General features: G+C 74.7%; 13 protein-coding genes and 1 pseudogene. 4 read left to right on the top strand and 10 right to left on the bottom strand.

Translation table 11 applies throughout. The features are described from left to right. Positions 1-102: 102 nt before the first annotated feature. The 3 genes from B086_RS0122555 to B086_RS0122545 form a co-directional block, all read right to left on the bottom strand. Entirely contained in the window at positions 103-810 is a 708-nt protein-coding gene (locus tag B086_RS0122555) for an endonuclease V (protein WP_018568698.1), read from the bottom strand. A 156-nt stretch (positions 811-966) separates the two neighbouring features. Continuing rightward, complete coding sequence (locus B086_RS0122550) at positions 967-1293, bottom strand: hypothetical protein (protein WP_018568697.1); 327 nt, start codon at positions 1291-1293, stop codon at positions 967-969. A 70-nt stretch (positions 1294-1363) separates the two neighbouring features. Then, positions 1364-2545 carry a WD40/YVTN/BNR-like repeat-containing protein gene (locus B086_RS0122545; protein ID WP_086024251.1) on the bottom strand — a complete coding sequence of 394 codons (1182 nt, stop codon included), beginning with the start codon at positions 2543-2545 and terminating at the stop codon, positions 1364-1366. A 276-nt stretch (positions 2546-2821) separates the two neighbouring features. Here B086_RS0122545 and B086_RS0122540 point away from each other — a divergent pair, with 276 nt between their 5' ends. Then, entirely contained in the window at positions 2822-3238 is a 417-nt protein-coding gene (locus B086_RS0122540; protein WP_018568695.1) for an SsgA family sporulation/cell division regulator, read from the top strand. A 64-nt stretch (positions 3239-3302) separates the two neighbouring features. On the opposite strand, the pseudogene B086_RS40540 reads toward B086_RS0122540, so the two are convergent. Both B086_RS40540 and B086_RS0122530 read right to left on the bottom strand, forming a co-directional pair. Next, a pseudogene (locus B086_RS40540) lies at positions 3303-4142 on the bottom strand (isocitrate lyase/PEP mutase family protein); the annotation flags it as partial. A 145-nt stretch (positions 4143-4287) separates the two neighbouring features. Continuing rightward, the gene (locus B086_RS0122530) at positions 4288-4977 is read right to left on the bottom strand and encodes a GOLPH3/VPS74 family protein (RefSeq protein WP_018568693.1); all 690 of its coding nucleotides are present in this window, start codon (positions 4975-4977) and stop codon (positions 4288-4290) included. A gap of 323 nt (positions 4978-5300) precedes the next feature. Here B086_RS0122530 and B086_RS0122525 point away from each other — a divergent pair, with 323 nt between their 5' ends. After that, positions 5301-6926, top strand: a complete 1626-nt coding sequence (locus B086_RS0122525; protein WP_018568692.1) for an ATP-binding cassette domain-containing protein — start codon at positions 5301-5303, stop codon at positions 6924-6926. A 345-nt stretch (positions 6927-7271) separates the two neighbouring features. Continuing rightward, positions 7272-8246 (top strand): acyl-ACP desaturase, encoded by a 975-nt coding sequence (locus B086_RS0122520; RefSeq protein WP_018568691.1) that lies wholly within the window; start codon positions 7272-7274, stop codon positions 8244-8246. 2 nt (positions 8247-8248) lie between these two features. On the opposite strand, the gene B086_RS0122515 is transcribed toward B086_RS0122520, so the two are convergent. Continuing rightward, positions 8249-8494 carry a WhiB family transcriptional regulator gene (locus B086_RS0122515; RefSeq protein WP_018568690.1) on the bottom strand — a complete coding sequence of 82 codons (246 nt, stop codon included), beginning with the start codon at positions 8492-8494 and terminating at the stop codon, positions 8249-8251. Between the two features lie 264 nt (positions 8495-8758). On the opposite strand from B086_RS0122515, the gene B086_RS0122510 reads away from it, so the two are divergent. Further along, the gene (locus B086_RS0122510; RefSeq protein WP_018568689.1) at positions 8759-9565 is read left to right on the top strand and encodes a VOC family protein; all 807 of its coding nucleotides are present in this window, start codon (positions 8759-8761) and stop codon (positions 9563-9565) included. 63 nt (positions 9566-9628) lie between these two features. On the opposite strand, the gene B086_RS45955 is transcribed toward B086_RS0122510, so the two are convergent. From B086_RS45955 to ligD, 4 genes are all read right to left on the bottom strand, one after another. Beyond that, the gene (locus B086_RS45955; protein WP_018568688.1) at positions 9629-10321 is read right to left on the bottom strand and encodes an Lsr2 dimerization domain-containing protein; all 693 of its coding nucleotides are present in this window, start codon (positions 10319-10321) and stop codon (positions 9629-9631) included. Between the two features lie 112 nt (positions 10322-10433). Next, complete coding sequence (locus tag B086_RS0122500; RefSeq protein WP_018568687.1) at positions 10434-11486, bottom strand: LacI family DNA-binding transcriptional regulator; 1053 nt, start codon at positions 11484-11486, stop codon at positions 10434-10436. A 100-nt stretch (positions 11487-11586) separates the two neighbouring features. Continuing rightward, positions 11587-12528, bottom strand: a complete 942-nt coding sequence (locus B086_RS0122495; protein ID WP_018568686.1) for an ornithine cyclodeaminase family protein — start codon at positions 12526-12528, stop codon at positions 11587-11589. Positions 12529-12729: 201 nt separating this feature from the next. Further along, entirely contained in the window at positions 12730-13761 is a 1032-nt protein-coding gene (gene ligD, locus B086_RS0122490; protein WP_018568685.1) for a non-homologous end-joining DNA ligase, read from the bottom strand. Positions 13762-13828 lie beyond the last annotated feature (67 nt).

The following is a 13828-nucleotide window of genomic DNA, read 5'->3' as shown; positions in this document are numbered from 1 at the left end:
GCGGACCTTGCCGGGGCCCACGCACCCCTGCGCTCAAGGCACCGCCCCGTGCTCGCCGACAAGATCCACCGGACAGGCCCGAGGCCGGCCGGGCGGTCCGGATCAGGCCGGGCGGGCGTCCGCGGTCGCCTCCTTGAGCGCCCTGCGGCACAGGGCGTCCGCCCGGCGGGTGGTCTCCGGCAGCCGGTAGGAGGGGGTGAGCGCGAGGGTGTGGGCGCAGGCGGTGTCCAGGCTCACCCGGTGGCCCACAGAGACGAAGACGGGTTTGACGCCGTCGCGGGTGCGCAGGGCGCGGCCCACCTCGTCCGGACCGGCCAGCAGCGGCGCCGCGCTGCCGCGCGCGCTGCCCGGGTCGTCGTGGGTGAAGGTGAACGGGTTCTTGGCGACGCCGATCGTCGGCAGCCCGGTGAGCACACCGAGGTGGCAGGCGAGGCCGAAGCGGCGGGGATGGGCGAGGCCGTAGCCGTCGCAGACGACCAGGCCGGGCTCCCGGTCCAGGGCGCCGAGGGCGGCGAGCACCGTGGGGATCTCCCGGAAGGCCAGCAGACCGGGGACGTACGGGAAGGAGATCCGGCCGACGGCGGTGGCCTCGGCGACCACCCGCAGCGTGGCGGCGTCCAGCACGACGGCCGCCGCGGCGACGACGTCCGACTCGTCGTCGTAGGCGACGTCGACCCCTGTCACATGCCCCGTCCCCGGCGGCGGTCCCGGCTCGTCCAGCACCAGGCGGGCACGCAACTCGTCCTGGAGGGCGCGGGCCTGCTCCTCGGTCGTGGGCCAGCCCTCGGGAATGCCTGCGGTCGTCGTCATGGTGCGACGAGCCTACGGCCTGGCACGGCCGGGCCGGGGCGGCGGGGTGGGGCCTTGCCGTGCGGGGCGGGGAGGGACGTCCGCTCCCGGTGCTCCGGGACGGGCCCGCGGTCCGGCCGTGCGTGCCGGTGGCGGGCCCGTCCCGCGCGGGCCCGGTCAGTTCTTGCCCAGGGCCCGCTGGAGCTGCTGCTTGTTCATGTCCGAGCGGCCGTGGATGTTGCGCCGCTTGGCCTCTTCGTAGAGCTGGTCGTAGGTGGGGCCCTGGGAGCCGTGGCCCGAGCGCTGTCCGCCGCGCCGGCCGGAGGACATGTCCTGCGTGGAGACGCGGCTCGCGGTCTTGGACTCGCCCGAGCGGGCGCGTTCCTTGTTCACCGTGCGCGCGGCGATCTCCTCGGCCCGGCCGGTGCTCCGGCCCTGCTCCAGCTCACTCTCCTTGATGTGTTCGTACTGGCGCTCGCGTTTGGGACTGGACCCGCGTGGCATGCCGTTCACTTCCTCTCTGTCAAGGAACGGATACCCGCATCCTGGAACAATTCGTCACATCAGGCGATGTTCAGTCCGCCAGTCGAGCGATCCGCCCCTTCTCCCCGGATGCCCAGCATCCGCCGTCCCAGGCACAGTCGACGGTGTCGTACGAACCGGTGTCGACCGTGCGCCAGCTCCGGCCGCCGTCGGTGGTGAGGTCGGTCCCGGTGGGGCCGACCGCGAGGGCGGACGCCCGGGTGTACGGGAGCCAGGCGGCGCCGGAGCGGTAGGCCGGCGGCGGCACGGCGGACGGCCGCCAGGTGCGGCCGCCGTCGGAGGTCGTGGCGGACGCGCGCGGGGACGCCTGGTCGGGGCGGTAGTCGCCGCCGACCGCCAGCGCGTGCGCGCGGTCCCGGACGGCCAGCGCGAAGACGCCCCTGGCCGGGTCGCCCGCCGGGACCGGCACATCGGTGGCCCGCCAGGTCAGCCCGCGGTCAGAAGAGTGCAGCACGCGCGCGCGTGCGCCGCCGCCGGTGGCCAGCCACACGTCCCGGGACCCGGAGGCGACCAGGCACTGGCCGCTCGCGGCGAACCCCGCCTCGCCGGGCTGGGCGGCCGGCATGCCCCGGTCGGGCAGCACCTTCCAGGAGCGGCCGCCGTCGGCGGTGGACAGGATGCGGAACCTGCCGTCGACCGGATCGCTCATCGCCAGGCCGTGCCGGGCGTCGAAGAAGGCGAGGCAGTCGTAGAAGGCGGCGGTGTCGGTGTTGCGGAAGGACTCCGTCCAGGTCGCCCCGCCGTCCTCGGTGCGGTACACCCGGGACGCCGCGCCCTCGCCGATGGCCAGCGCCACGGCCCGCCGCGCGTCGAACGCCTCGATGTCACGGAACTCCAGGTCCGCGCCGCCGGCCGGGGAGACGTTCCGCCAGGAGGCGCCGCCGTCGGTGGTGCGCAGCACGGTGCCGCCGGTGCCGGCCACCCAGGCGGTGCGGCGGCTGACGGCGGACAGCCCGCGGAAGCGGACGTCCGGGGCGCCGCCGTCCGTCAGCCGCCAGTGCGGCGCGTGCGGCCGCCGCGCCCCCGCCGCGTCCCGGTCCCCGCCGCCCGCCTGGGCGGGCACGGCCGCCGACACGGCCAGCACCGCCACTCCCAGGGCCACGGCCGCCGTCCGCCCGGTCCGGGCCGCCGGTCCGCTCCCCCGGCTCGTGCTGCTCGTGCTGCTCATGCTGCTCGTACGGCTCGTGCTGCTCGTACGGCTCTCGCGGCTCATCCGTCGCATCGTTCCCCAGCGCCTCATGGCGGGCGAAGCTAGCCCACCGGCCGGACGGCGTCCAGACTTCTCCGCCAACTCCCGCCGCACGCACGGCGGAACACCGGACGGCCGGTCCGGCCGAGACTCATGTCACTCGCATGCATGAACGCGGTGACCGAGGTCACTCGCTCCCCGTGTGCACTCAACGGCTGATTCAGTCGTCTCTTCCAGTGCCCGAGCTTCATCCACCCGGACGTGTCCCCCGGCCGTCAGACGTCACAAGGGAGCAAGGCGTTGTCCACCGTCATCGAGCAGACCGTCGAGGCACGCCTGGTCGCGGCAGCCCCGCGGATGCCCAGCATCCCCGCCACACTGCACTACGACCGGAGCGACCCGTTCGCCGTCCGCATGACCTTCCCGGCGCCCGCCACCCTCGAAGGTGTCGAGGTCTGCTGGACGTTCGCCCGCGATCTGCTGGCGGCCGGTCTGCGCGAGCCCGAGGGACACGGGGACGTCCGGGTCCGCCCCTACGGCTACGACCGCACCGTCCTGGAGTTCCACGCCCCGGAGGGCACCGCCGTGGTGCACGTCCTCAGCGGTGAGATACGGCGTTTCCTCCAGGCGACGGGCGAGCTGGTGCCCATGGGCCTGGAGTACCGGCAGCTCGACCTCGACCACGACCTCGCCGAGCTGATGCGGGACGTGCTCTGACCCGCTCCGGGCCGGGAGCGACCCCCGGACCGGCTGCCAGGGCCTGCTCCCAGGTCCGGTCGGCGCGGGCCGCGAGCGCGTTCAGGGCGGCGTAGCCGAAGCCGTCCGCCGGGGCGCCGAGGGTGCCCTGCGCCAGCAGCTCCCGCACGGCACGGCGGGCGGCGGCGTAGGCAGTCTCGGCGAGGGCGGATCCGGCGCTCACCCGTGCGACGCCGAGCGCGGCCAGCTCGGTGACCGGCGGGGCACCGGGCACGGCCAGCACGTTGAGCGGTCCGTCGACGCCGTCGGCGAGCGCCTTCACCACGCCCGGATCGACGGCCCCGGGCACGAAGACGCCGTCGGCGCCCGCCGCGCGGTAGGCGGCCGCCCGCTCCAGGGTGGCGTCCACTCCCCCGGCACCGCGCAGGAAGGTGTCGACGCGGGCGTTGACGAACAGCGGCACCCCTGCCGCGTCCGCGGCCTCGCGCGCCGCCGCCAGCCGCTCCGCCTGCTCGGCCACCGGCCGCAGCGCGCCCCCGCCCGCCGTGTGCGCGGCGTCCTCGATGTTGACGCCCACCGCCCCGGCGGCGAGCACCGCCCGGACGGTGGCGGCCACTGCGGCGGCGTCCTCGGCGTAGCCGCTCTCGATGTCCGCGCTGACCGGCAGGCCGGTGACGGCGGTGACGCGGGCGAGGGCGGCCAGCGCCCGGTCCCCATCCAGCCGGTCGCCGTCCGCCTCGCCCAGCGCCCAGGCGAGCCCCGCACTGGTGGTCGCCACGGCCGCCGCGCCCGCCTCCTCGGCGAGCCGCGCGCTCATCGCGTCCCAGGCGTTGGCCAGCACCAGCGGGCGGCCGGGCACATGCAGGGCGCGGAAGGCGAGGGCACGCTCGCACAGGGCGTTCGTATCGGCGTTCGAGTTCGTCATGCCCGGAACTCAACCAGGCGGAAGCGGGGCACGGCTGGCAGGAATCCGCCGTGTACGCGACGCCCGGGGCGGGGTGGTCAGACCACGCGGACCAGTATGTTCCGGCCCGGACCAGGCGGACGGATCCGGGACGGCCCGACGCGCTTCAGCCGCGTGCGGGCGCCGCCGCCGGGACCGTCGCGGACAGCGCGGCGCGCAGCTCGTCGAGGACCCGGCCGAGGGCGGGGTCCGCCGCCGCGGCGCGCCCGGCCAGTTCGTCGGCGCGCCGCTCCCGGGCCGCCCGGTCGGCGCCGGGCGGGGCGGGGAGCAGCCCCACCGCCACCGCGAGGACCACGACGAGCGCGTCGCGCGCGTCGGCCGTAGCGGCGGGCCGGGTGCCGTCCAGCAGGCGTCGCGCCCGTTCGCGCAGAGCGGCCGGTACCCCGGCGCGCGCCGGGGTGTACCGCGCGGGCGGCAGGAAGCCGAGCGCGCGCCGCGGCCCGGCGCGCAGCCATCCCCCGGCGGTCAACTGGTCCCGTACGGCCGTGAAGGTGTACCCGGCCCACGCGCCCACCCAGGCCCGCCAGGGACGCGGCCCGGACTCGCGGACGAGTTCGAGCAGGCCGTCCAGGACCGGGTCGCCGGTCGAGGAGTCGAGGTCGGCGGGGGTGGCGATGCCGTGGTCGTCGACGAGCAGTCCGCGCTGGGCCAGTTCGGCCAGGGCACCGGCCCGCACCAGGCGGGGCAGGACGCCGCCGTGCGGCGGCCGGGCGGTGTCCCAGGCCAGCAGGGACAGCCGGGCGGGCAGGGAGAGCGGGGGCCGCCGGGGTGCGGCGGGGTGCGCGCCGTCGGTCATGGCCGGCCTCCTTCTTCCCGGGGCGGGGGGGGGCCGCCCGTAATCGCGTTGACAGCCCTGGGGGCCGCTCCTACGGTGTACAGCGATTCTGTTGCCGTCGATCGGAGAAGGACGTTGTCCGTCTGAGGTCCTGAGACACCGCGTCACACCGCACAGGTGTGTGCGTCGCGTGCGACCTCGGCGTCGAGCCGTCCTGACGGAGTCCGGCCCAGGGCTTTTCTTCTGCCCCGTGGCGTCCCTCCCACACGGTGTCCGTGGTCCCGCGGTGTCCAGGTGCATGTCCGCTTCCCGTACCCACCGCATCCAGCACCCGCGAGGCGCCCATGTCAGCATCCCTCACCTGTTCGTCCCTGTCCTTCGCCTGGCCGGACGGGACCTCCGTCCTCTCCGGCCTCGACGCCGCCTTCGGCTCCGGCCGCACCGGGCTCGTCGGCGTCAACGGCTCGGGCAAGTCCACCCTGTTGAGACTGCTCGCCGGTGAACTGACCCCGTCCGGCGGCACGGTCCGCGCGGTCGGCGAGGTCGGACACCTCCCGCAGAACGTCACGCTCGACACCGCGCTCCGCGTCGACGAGGCGCTCGGCATCGCCGCACGGCGGGCCGCGCTGCACGCCATCGAGGCGGGCGACGCGTCCCAGGAGCACTTCGAGACCGTCGGCGACGACTGGGACGTGGAGGAACGCGCGCTGGCCGCCCTCGGCGAACTCGGGCTCGGCCACCTCGGGCTCGACCGCACGGTCGGGGAGGTGTCCGGCGGCGAGTCGGTCCTGCTGCGGCTGGCCGCGCTGCTGCTGCGCCGGCCCGAGGTGCTGCTCCTGGACGAGCCGACCAACAACCTCGACCTGTACGCGCGGCGCCGCCTGTACGCGGCCGTCTCCGCCTGGCCGGGCGTGCTGGTCGTGGTCAGCCACGACCGCGGTCTGCTGGAGCTGGCCGACCGGATCGCCGATCTGCGCTCCGGGGAGATCACCTGGTACGGCGGCAGCTTCTCGGCGTACGAGCGGGCGCTCGCCGCCGAGCAGGAGGCCGCCGAGCGGATGGTCCGGGTCGCCGGGACCGATCTGCGCCGCCAGCGCCGCGAACTGGCCGACGCGCACGTGAAACTGGCCCGCCGCAAGCGCTACGGCCAGAAGATGTACGACACCAGACGCGAGCCCAGGGCGGTGATGAACCAGCGCAAGCGCTCCGCGCAGGAGTCGGCGGGCAAGCACCGCCTGATGCACGAGGAGAAGCTGGCCGAGGCCAGGGAGCGGCTCGACGAGGCGGTGGAGGCGGTGCGCGACGACGACGAGATCCGGATCGAGCTGCCGTACACGGCCGTGCCGCCGGGCCGCGCCGTCCTCACCCTGCGGGACCTGGAGACGGCCCACGGCGGCTGTGTGGGCGGCGGCCTGGACCTGTACGGACCGGAACGGATCGCGCTGGTCGGGCGCAACGGCGCGGGCAAGACGACGCTGCTGCGCACGGTCGCCGGGGAGCTGGCGCCGGTGGCGGGCGAGGCGGCGGCGCATGTGCCGCTGCGGTTCCTGCCGCAGCGCCTCGACATCCTGGACGACGAGCTGAGCGTCGCCGGGAACGTGGCCCGGTTCGCGCCGGACGCCACGGACAACCGGGTCCGGGCCCGGCTCGCCCACTTCCTGTTCCAGGGCGCCCGCGCCGACCAGCGGACGGCGACGCTGTCCGGCGGCGAGCGCTTCCGGGCGGCGCTGGCCGCGCTGATGCTGGCCGAGCCCGCGCCGCAGCTCCTGCTGCTGGACGAGCCGACGAACAATCTGGACCTGGCGAGCGTGCGCCGGCTGACCACCGCTCTGGAGTCCTACGAGGGCGCCCTGTTGGTGGCGAGCCACGATCTGCCGTTCCTGGAGTCGATCGGCATCACCCGGTGGCTGCTCCTGGAGGAGGGGAGACTGACGGAGACCACCCGGGAGGCGGTCGGGGGCCCCGCGTAGCGACCGGGCCCCGACGGTGTGACATGCCTCTCGTACGGCGCGGCGCACGGCACCCTCGTCCGGGTGAACGGGTCGCCCGTCCGGCTCCGGGACCTGCGGGTCCCGGAGCCGTCCCGCACCCGCCGCTTCCCTCGGGCGTGCGGCCTGATCAGTGATCTTTACGACGCCCTTAACCTACGGCTTCGTAACCTACGGTCTCGTAGCCTACGATCCCGTAGGTTCACGGATCCGGCACCGCTCGCCGGTTCCCGCGTACATCGAGCTGTCCCCCCGCACGTCGCCGTGCGCTCTGTTCCCGCATGCACCCGCCGGCCTCGCCCGCGCGCGCGTCCCCTTGGAGTTCCCTTGACGATCACTTCCTCGCATCTCGGCAGTTCGTCCGCCTGGACCGACGCGCGGCTGCTCTTCGCGCTGGAAGAGGTGGTCGAGAAGGAACTCGACCGGCATCTGCGGGTCGCCAAGGACTGGATGCCGCACGAGTACGTCCCCTGGAGCGACGGCCGGAACTTCCCCGGGCTCTTCGAGGACGGCGAGGCGTGGGAGAAGGAGCAGTCGAAGGTCACGGAGATCGGCCGGATCGCCCTCGTCGTCAATCTGCTGACCGAGGACAATCTGCCCAGCTACCACCACGAGATCGCCACGCTCTTCGGCCGTGACGGCGCCTGGGGGACCTGGGTGCACCGCTGGACCGCGGAGGAGGGCAGGCACGGCATCGTGATGCGCGACTACCTGCTGGCCTCGCGCGCGGTCGACCCGGACCAGCTGGAGCGGTTCCGGATGTCGCACATGAGCGAGGGCTTCGAGTCCGACAACAGCCACTCGATGCTGCACTCGGTGGCCTATGTCGCCTTCCAGGAGCTGGCCACCCGGATCTCGCACCGCAACACCGGCCACCAGTCGGGCGACCCGGTCTGCGACCGCATGCTCGCGCGCATCGCGACCGACGAGAACCTGCACATGATCTTCTACCGCAATCTGCTCAAGGCGGCCTTCGAGATCGCCCCCGACCTCACGATGCGGGCGGTGCGGGACGTCGTGGTCGACTTCCGCATGCCGGGCCACGGCATCCCGGGCTTCGAGCGGGCGGCGGCCCAGATGGCCATCGGCGAGGTCTACAACCTGCGCATCCACCACGACGACGTGCTCCAGCCCGTGCTGCGCTTTCTGAAGATCATGGAGATCGGCGGTCTCGGCCCCGAGGGGCTGCGCGCGCAGGAGGAGCTGGGCCTGTTCATGGGCGGCCTGAACACGGAGGCCGCCAAGTTCGACGAGAAGCTGGCGGCGCGCAAGGCGCGGCTGGCGGCGCGGGCCGGCGGCTGACCCTACTGCGCCCTGCGGCGCAGGTTCTGCCGTTCCTTCTCGGACAGGCCGCCCCAGACGCCGAAGCGCTCGTCGTTGGCCAGCGCGTACTCCAGGCAGGCCGGGCGCATCTCGCACAGCGCGCAGATGCGCTTGGCCTCGCGCACGGAGCTGCCCGGTTCCGGGAAGAAGAACTCCGCCCCGGTCTGCGCGCACAGGGCCTGGGCCTGCCAGGCGGGGTCGGCCGGTGTGATCGTTTCGATGTGCATGGGCGAGATCGTGCCGGACGGCGAAAAACGTTCGATCAACGCGCGGTCAACGCCGATGGCAGACGGCTTCCGTCGCCCCCCGGTGCCTTCTGACGCCTTCCGGTGCCTTCCGGCACCTTCCGATGATGGCCTTCCGGACAGCCGCCGCGCACGGCGGCGCGCGGAGCGGCGGCGCATGGAGCGGCGGCGCTTCGGCGGCGGTCGTCCGGGGGCGGTGCGAGACTCGGTGGAGCGGACCACGCGTCCCTTCGAAGGAGGGCGACGATGCTCACCACCCGTTTCGCCGACGGCGCTCCGAACTGGACCGACGTCACCGTGCCCGATCCCGGCGCCGCCCGTTCCTTCTACGGCGGGCTCTTCGGCTGGGAGTTCCGGTCGGCCGGACCCGACGCCGGCGGCTACGGCTTCTTCCTGCTCGACGGACGGATCACGGCCGGTGCGATGCCCGCCCCGGCGGCCGGGGGGCCGTCCGCCTGGACCGTGTACTTCCGCTGTGCCGACGCGGCGGCGACCGCACGGGCCGCCGAGCAGGCGCACGGCAGGGTGCTGGCCGCCCCGGTGGACGTACTGGGCCAGGGGCACACGGCCCTTCTCGCCGACCGCGCCGGGGCGCCGTTCGGCCTCTGGCAGCCGGAGCGGCGCCAGGGGCTCGACGCGGCCGGGGAGCCCGGCACGCTGTGCTGGGTGGAGCTGTACACGCCCGACCTGGCGGCGGCCGCCGCCTTCTACCACCGGGTGCTCGGCCTGGAGACCTCGGCGGCCCCCCTCCCCGAGGGCACCTACACCTGCCTCAACCCCGCCGGTGGCGGCCAGGACGCCATGTTCGGCGGTGTCGTCCCGCTCGGCGACGATCCGGTGGCGGCCCGGACCGGGCCGTACTGGCTGCCGTACTTCGCCGTCGCGGACGCCGACGCCGCCGAGGCCCGCGCCGTGGAGCTGGGCGGCGGGATCCACCTGTTGGTCACCGAGGTCGCGGACGTCGGCCGCGTCGCCCGGCTCACCGACCCGTCCGGCGCCCGCTTCGCGATCCTCGAACCGGCACCGCGACGGCAACCGGGGCAACCGGGGTAGCCAGGCGGTCCGGACGCGCGACGGGCGGCTTCGGAGCCGGGGTGCCGAAGGGAAGGGGGCCGCTCACCGCGATGCCTCGTGTGCCTCGTACGCTTCGCGGACGGTTGCGGGAATGCGCCCGCGATCGTTGACGAGGTAGCCGTTCGCGCGGGCCCAAAGGCGTATCGCGTCGGCCTGCGCACCGCCATCGGGCAGACGGCGCCCTGCCGTCCCTTCTGCGTCGCGCCCTTCCAGATCGTCGGCCACGGCCTGGAAGAAGGCGGTCAACGAGGCGTGTTCGGCGTCGCGGGGGAAGGCACCTTCGGTCCAGGAACCGACCGTCCCCGTGCGCGTGTCCAGGAATCTCCCGTAGAAGCCGTCGCTCTCCGCGGCGACCGGCACCCACTCCCGGCGCCATGACGGGTGGTCGGGGTCCGCGGACGGCTCCCTCTCCGCCACGGCCGTTCTGTGGAGGTGGACACGCTCGATGTCCGTGAGGCCGAGGAGCAGTCCGCCGCCGGGGAGGACTCCTCCGCATCCCAGCGCCACCAGAGGCGATCCGGAATCAGGCCGCCTACCGGCATCGATGTCGTTCGCCAGCAGCCACTGCCGCATCTCCGTGGGGAACACCAAGCCCATGCGCGTCTCGGTGGCCCTGACGGCCGTCGCGCTTCCCGGGCCGCCGAGGGCGGCGAAGACAGCCGGAGCGTGCTGCTCCAGCCATCCGGTCACCCGGCCCCACGCCTGTCGTACGTCTCCCGCGTCGTGCTCCGGCATGCCGCTCATGGGTGAACCGTATGCGGAGCCACTGACATCGAGCCCGATGGCGGTGGCCGGCCGGGACGGCACCGGTGCGGCCGGGAAACGGTGCGGGTACGGCCGGGGTGCGCTACGCGGACGCCCGGCGGATCAGCTCCGTCGGCAGAACGAGACTGCGTCCGGTGCCCCCGGCGAGCCCGTTGGGGCCGGTGGGGCCGGGCGGGGCGGTGTCGGGGCCGCGCAGCAGCAGGCGGGCCATCAGGCGGCCCATCCCCTCGATGTCCTGGCGGACCGTCGTCAGGGGCGGGTCGGTCTGTTCGGCCAGCGGAAGCATGTCGTCGAAGCCGACGACGGCGACGTCCTCGGGCACCCGCAGTCCGCGGGCACGCAGCACGCGCAGCGCGCCGGAGGCGGTGAGGTCGTTCGCGGCGAAGACCGCGTCGAGATCGGGCACCCGGTCCAGGAGTTCACCGAGGGCGCGCTCGCCCCCGGCGGGCGTGAAGTCGCTCTCCGCGATCAGCCGGGGATCGCCGCCGTCCGTGACGTCCCGGTAGCCTTCGAGCCGGTCCGCCGCCGAGGTCTGGTCCAGCGGCCCGCAGATGTGGGCGATCCGCCGCCGGCCGAGCCCGGCCAGGTGCCGTACGGCCGTCCGGGCGCCGCCCCGGTTGTCGCTGTCGACGTAGGCCGCCTCGCGCATGCCGTCGCTCCAGCCGGGCCGTCCGCCGAACACGGTCGGCACCCCTGCGCGCTGGATCAGCGCGGGCAGCGGGTCGTCGAGGTGGAGGGAGAAGACCAGCGCGCCGTCGACATGGCCGCCCGCCAGATAGCGCCCGACCCGGGCGTGGTCCTCGCGGCCCTCGGTGAGCAGCAGCACGAGCTGGGTGTCATGGGCCGTCAGTTCCTTGCTGATGCCGCGCAGTTGGCGGGCGAAGAAGGGGTCGGCGAAGACCCGGGTCTCCGGTTCGGCGATGACGACGGCGACGGCGTCGTGCCGCTTGGTCACCAGGCTGCGGGCCGCCTGGTTGGGCACGTAGCCGAGTTCGTCCACGGCCCGGCGCACCCGTGCGGCGAGCGGTTCGCGCACGCCGTCCCCGCCGTTGACCACCCGGGACACGGTGGCCCGTGACACCCCCGCCCGCGCGGCCACCGCCTCCAGTGTGGGACGCGGCGCGGTCTCGCTCACTTCGGGACTCCTCACAGGCGGCTGCGGATCAGGATAGCCCGCTGGTCCGCCCGTGGTGAGAGCGCTTTCCCGGCCGGTGCCGGGCCGCGGGAGGCCGCTCTCAGCCGAGGAGGTCGACATGCCGTCCGACCCCCAGTTCCCCGGCGCGCCGGTACGCGGACCAGGCGACCGCCAGATCCTGCCAGGGCAGCCCGACCGGCGCGTAGACGGTACGGGCCGCGGCGTCGGGCCGCCCGGGACGCGTGCCGTCCAGCACCTCGCCGAGGGTGGCGTCGGCGGCCGAGGCGGGCAGGGACGCCGCGGCCAGCACGCCCATGGCGGCGGCCAGTTCGCGGTCGTCGACCACGAGCACGGCGGCGCGCAGCAGATCGGCCGCCAGTTCCCGCTTGCCCGGCTCGTCGCTGCCCAGGCTGGTCAGGTGGGTGCCCTCCCGGATGTCGGCGAGGCCCAGCAGCGGCTGCCGGGACCAGGTGGCCAGGACGACGGTCCCGGCGCGGGCGGCGACCTCGGCGGCGGAGGGCAGCACCCGGCCGCCGTGCCGGGCGGCGAACCCGGCCGCGCGGCCGGGGTCCAGGTCGTGGACGACCAGGTCCCGGCGGGGGCGCAGGGTGTCCAGGGCGCGCACGGTCGCCTCGGCCTGGGCGCCCGCGCCCACCACACCGAGGACCGTGTCGTCCCCGGGCGCGGCCAGCAGATGGGTGCCCAGGGCGGCGGCCGTGCCGGTGCGCCGGGCGGTGACGGTGGCGGAGTCCAGCAGGGCGAGCAGTTCACCGTCCCGGCCGCTGTGCAGGCAGATCACCCCGCGCAGGGCGGGGCGCGCGCCGGGGAACTTGGCGTTGACCTTGACGGTGTAGGCGTCGATGCCCGGCAGCAGTCCGGGGATCAGGGCGGTGGCCGTGCCGGGGAAGGGCAGGTCGGTGCGGATCCGCTGTCCGGGGACCGTGGTGTGCGGGGCGCGGCGGAAGCCCTCGCGCAGGGCGTCGACGCAGTCGGCGGGGTCCAGGACGGCTTCGAGGTCGCGGCGGGTGAGCAGAAGGGTCACCCGCCCATGATCCGCCGGTGCGGGCGCGCCGCGTCTGCCGGGTCCCGGTCCCGTCTCCCGCCGTACGCCGTGCTCTGCGGGCGGTGCCCGCCTGCTGTCCCGGCCCGGCTCGCAAGGTGCTCCCGGCCCGGCCCAAGAGCCGTTACCGGCCCGGCTCAAGGGCCGCTCCCGGCCCGGCTCAAGGGCCGCTCCCGGCCCGGCTCAGGAGGCGGCGGGGTCCTGCCCGGCGGCCCTGGCCCGGCTCGGCTGCACCCGCTTCGGCTCCCCCGGCATCTTCGGGTACTCGGGCGGATACGGCAGATCCCCCAGGCCGTGGTCGCGTTCGTCGCGCGCGGCCAGGTCGAGCAGGGCGTCCAGCGCGTAGGCGTGGTCGTCCATGTCGGCGTGCACGTCACCGGCCTCGGCGAAGCGGGCGGGCATCGTGGTGATGTCGAAGTCGCGCGGGCGGGCGGTGGGCACCTCCTCCCAGCGCAGCGGCGCCGAGACGGGGGCGTGCGGGCGTGGGCGTACCGAGTAGGCAGAGGCGATGGTGCGGTCGCGGGCGGTCTGGTTGTAGTCGACGAAGATGCGCGCGCCGCGCTCCTCCTTCCACCACTTGGTGGTGACCTGCTCCGGCATACGGCGCTCCAGCTCCCGGCCCACCGCGATGGCGGCCCGCCGCACCTGGGTGAAGGTCCAGCGCGGCTCGATGGGCACGAAGACATGCAGTCCGCGTCCGCCGGAGGTCTTGGGCCAGCCGTGCAGGCCGCCGAACTCGTCGAGGACGGCGCGCAGTTCACCGGCGGCGCGGACGGCGTCGGTGTAGTCGGTGCCGGGCTGCGGGTCGAGGTCGATACGCAGTTCGTCGGGGTGCTCGACGTCGTCGCGCCGGACCGGCCAGGGGTGGAAGGTGAGGGTGCCGTACTGGGCCGCCCAGACCACCGCCGCCTGCTCGGTGGGGCACATCTCGTCGGCGCTGCGCCCGCTGGGGAAGGTGATGTGGGCGGTCGGGATCCAGTCGGGCATGCCCCGGGGCGCGCGCTTCTGGTAGAACCACTCGCCGTCGATGCCGTCCGGGTAGCGCTCCAGGGTGGTGGGCCGTTCGCGCAGGGCGCGCAGGATGCCGGGCGCGACCGCCTGGTAGTACCGGGCGACGTCCAGCTTGGTGTACCCGTGCTCCGGGAAGAACACCTTGTCCGGGCTGGACAGCCGTACGGTCCGGCCGGCCACGTCGAGTTCCACCGCTTCGCCCATGCGAGCCACGGTAGGCGTACCCCGCACACCTCGCACACCGGGCGAAAGGCGCGTTCCGCGCGCACAA

It is taken from the genome of Streptomyces sp. PsTaAH-124, from assembly GCF_000373685.1.
Classification (GTDB): Bacteria; Actinomycetota; Actinomycetes; order Streptomycetales; family Streptomycetaceae; genus Streptomyces; species Streptomyces andamanensis.
Note: the sequence above shows the minus strand (reverse complement) of the source record. Positions and strands in the feature narration are given on the sequence as shown.

Coding starts and splice junctions, on each gene's coding strand:
- B086_RS0122555 (WP_018568698.1), bottom strand. CDS start 810: ATGACGACGACCGCAGGCATTCCCGAGGGCTGGCCCACGACCGAGGAG.
- B086_RS0122550 (WP_018568697.1), bottom strand. CDS start 1,293: ATGCCACGCGGGTCCAGTCCCAAACGCGAGCGCCAGTACGAACACATC.
- B086_RS0122545 (WP_086024251.1), bottom strand. CDS start 2,545: ATGAGCCGCGAGAGCCGTACGAGCAGCACGAGCCGTACGAGCAGCATG.
- B086_RS0122530 (WP_018568693.1), bottom strand. CDS start 4,977: ATGACCGACGGCGCGCACCCCGCCGCACCCCGGCGGCCCCCGCTCTCC.
- B086_RS0122525 (WP_018568692.1), top strand. CDS start 5,301: ATGTCAGCATCCCTCACCTGTTCGTCCCTGTCCTTCGCCTGGCCGGAC.
- B086_RS0122515 (WP_018568690.1), bottom strand. CDS start 8,494: ATGCACATCGAAACGATCACACCGGCCGACCCCGCCTGGCAGGCCCAG.
- B086_RS0122510 (WP_018568689.1), top strand. CDS start 8,759: ATGCTCACCACCCGTTTCGCCGACGGCGCTCCGAACTGGACCGACGTC.
- B086_RS45955 (WP_018568688.1), bottom strand. CDS start 10,321: ATGCCGGAGCACGACGCGGGAGACGTACGACAGGCGTGGGGCCGGGTG.
- ligD (WP_018568685.1), bottom strand. CDS start 13,761: ATGGGCGAAGCGGTGGAACTCGACGTGGCCGGCCGGACCGTACGGCTG.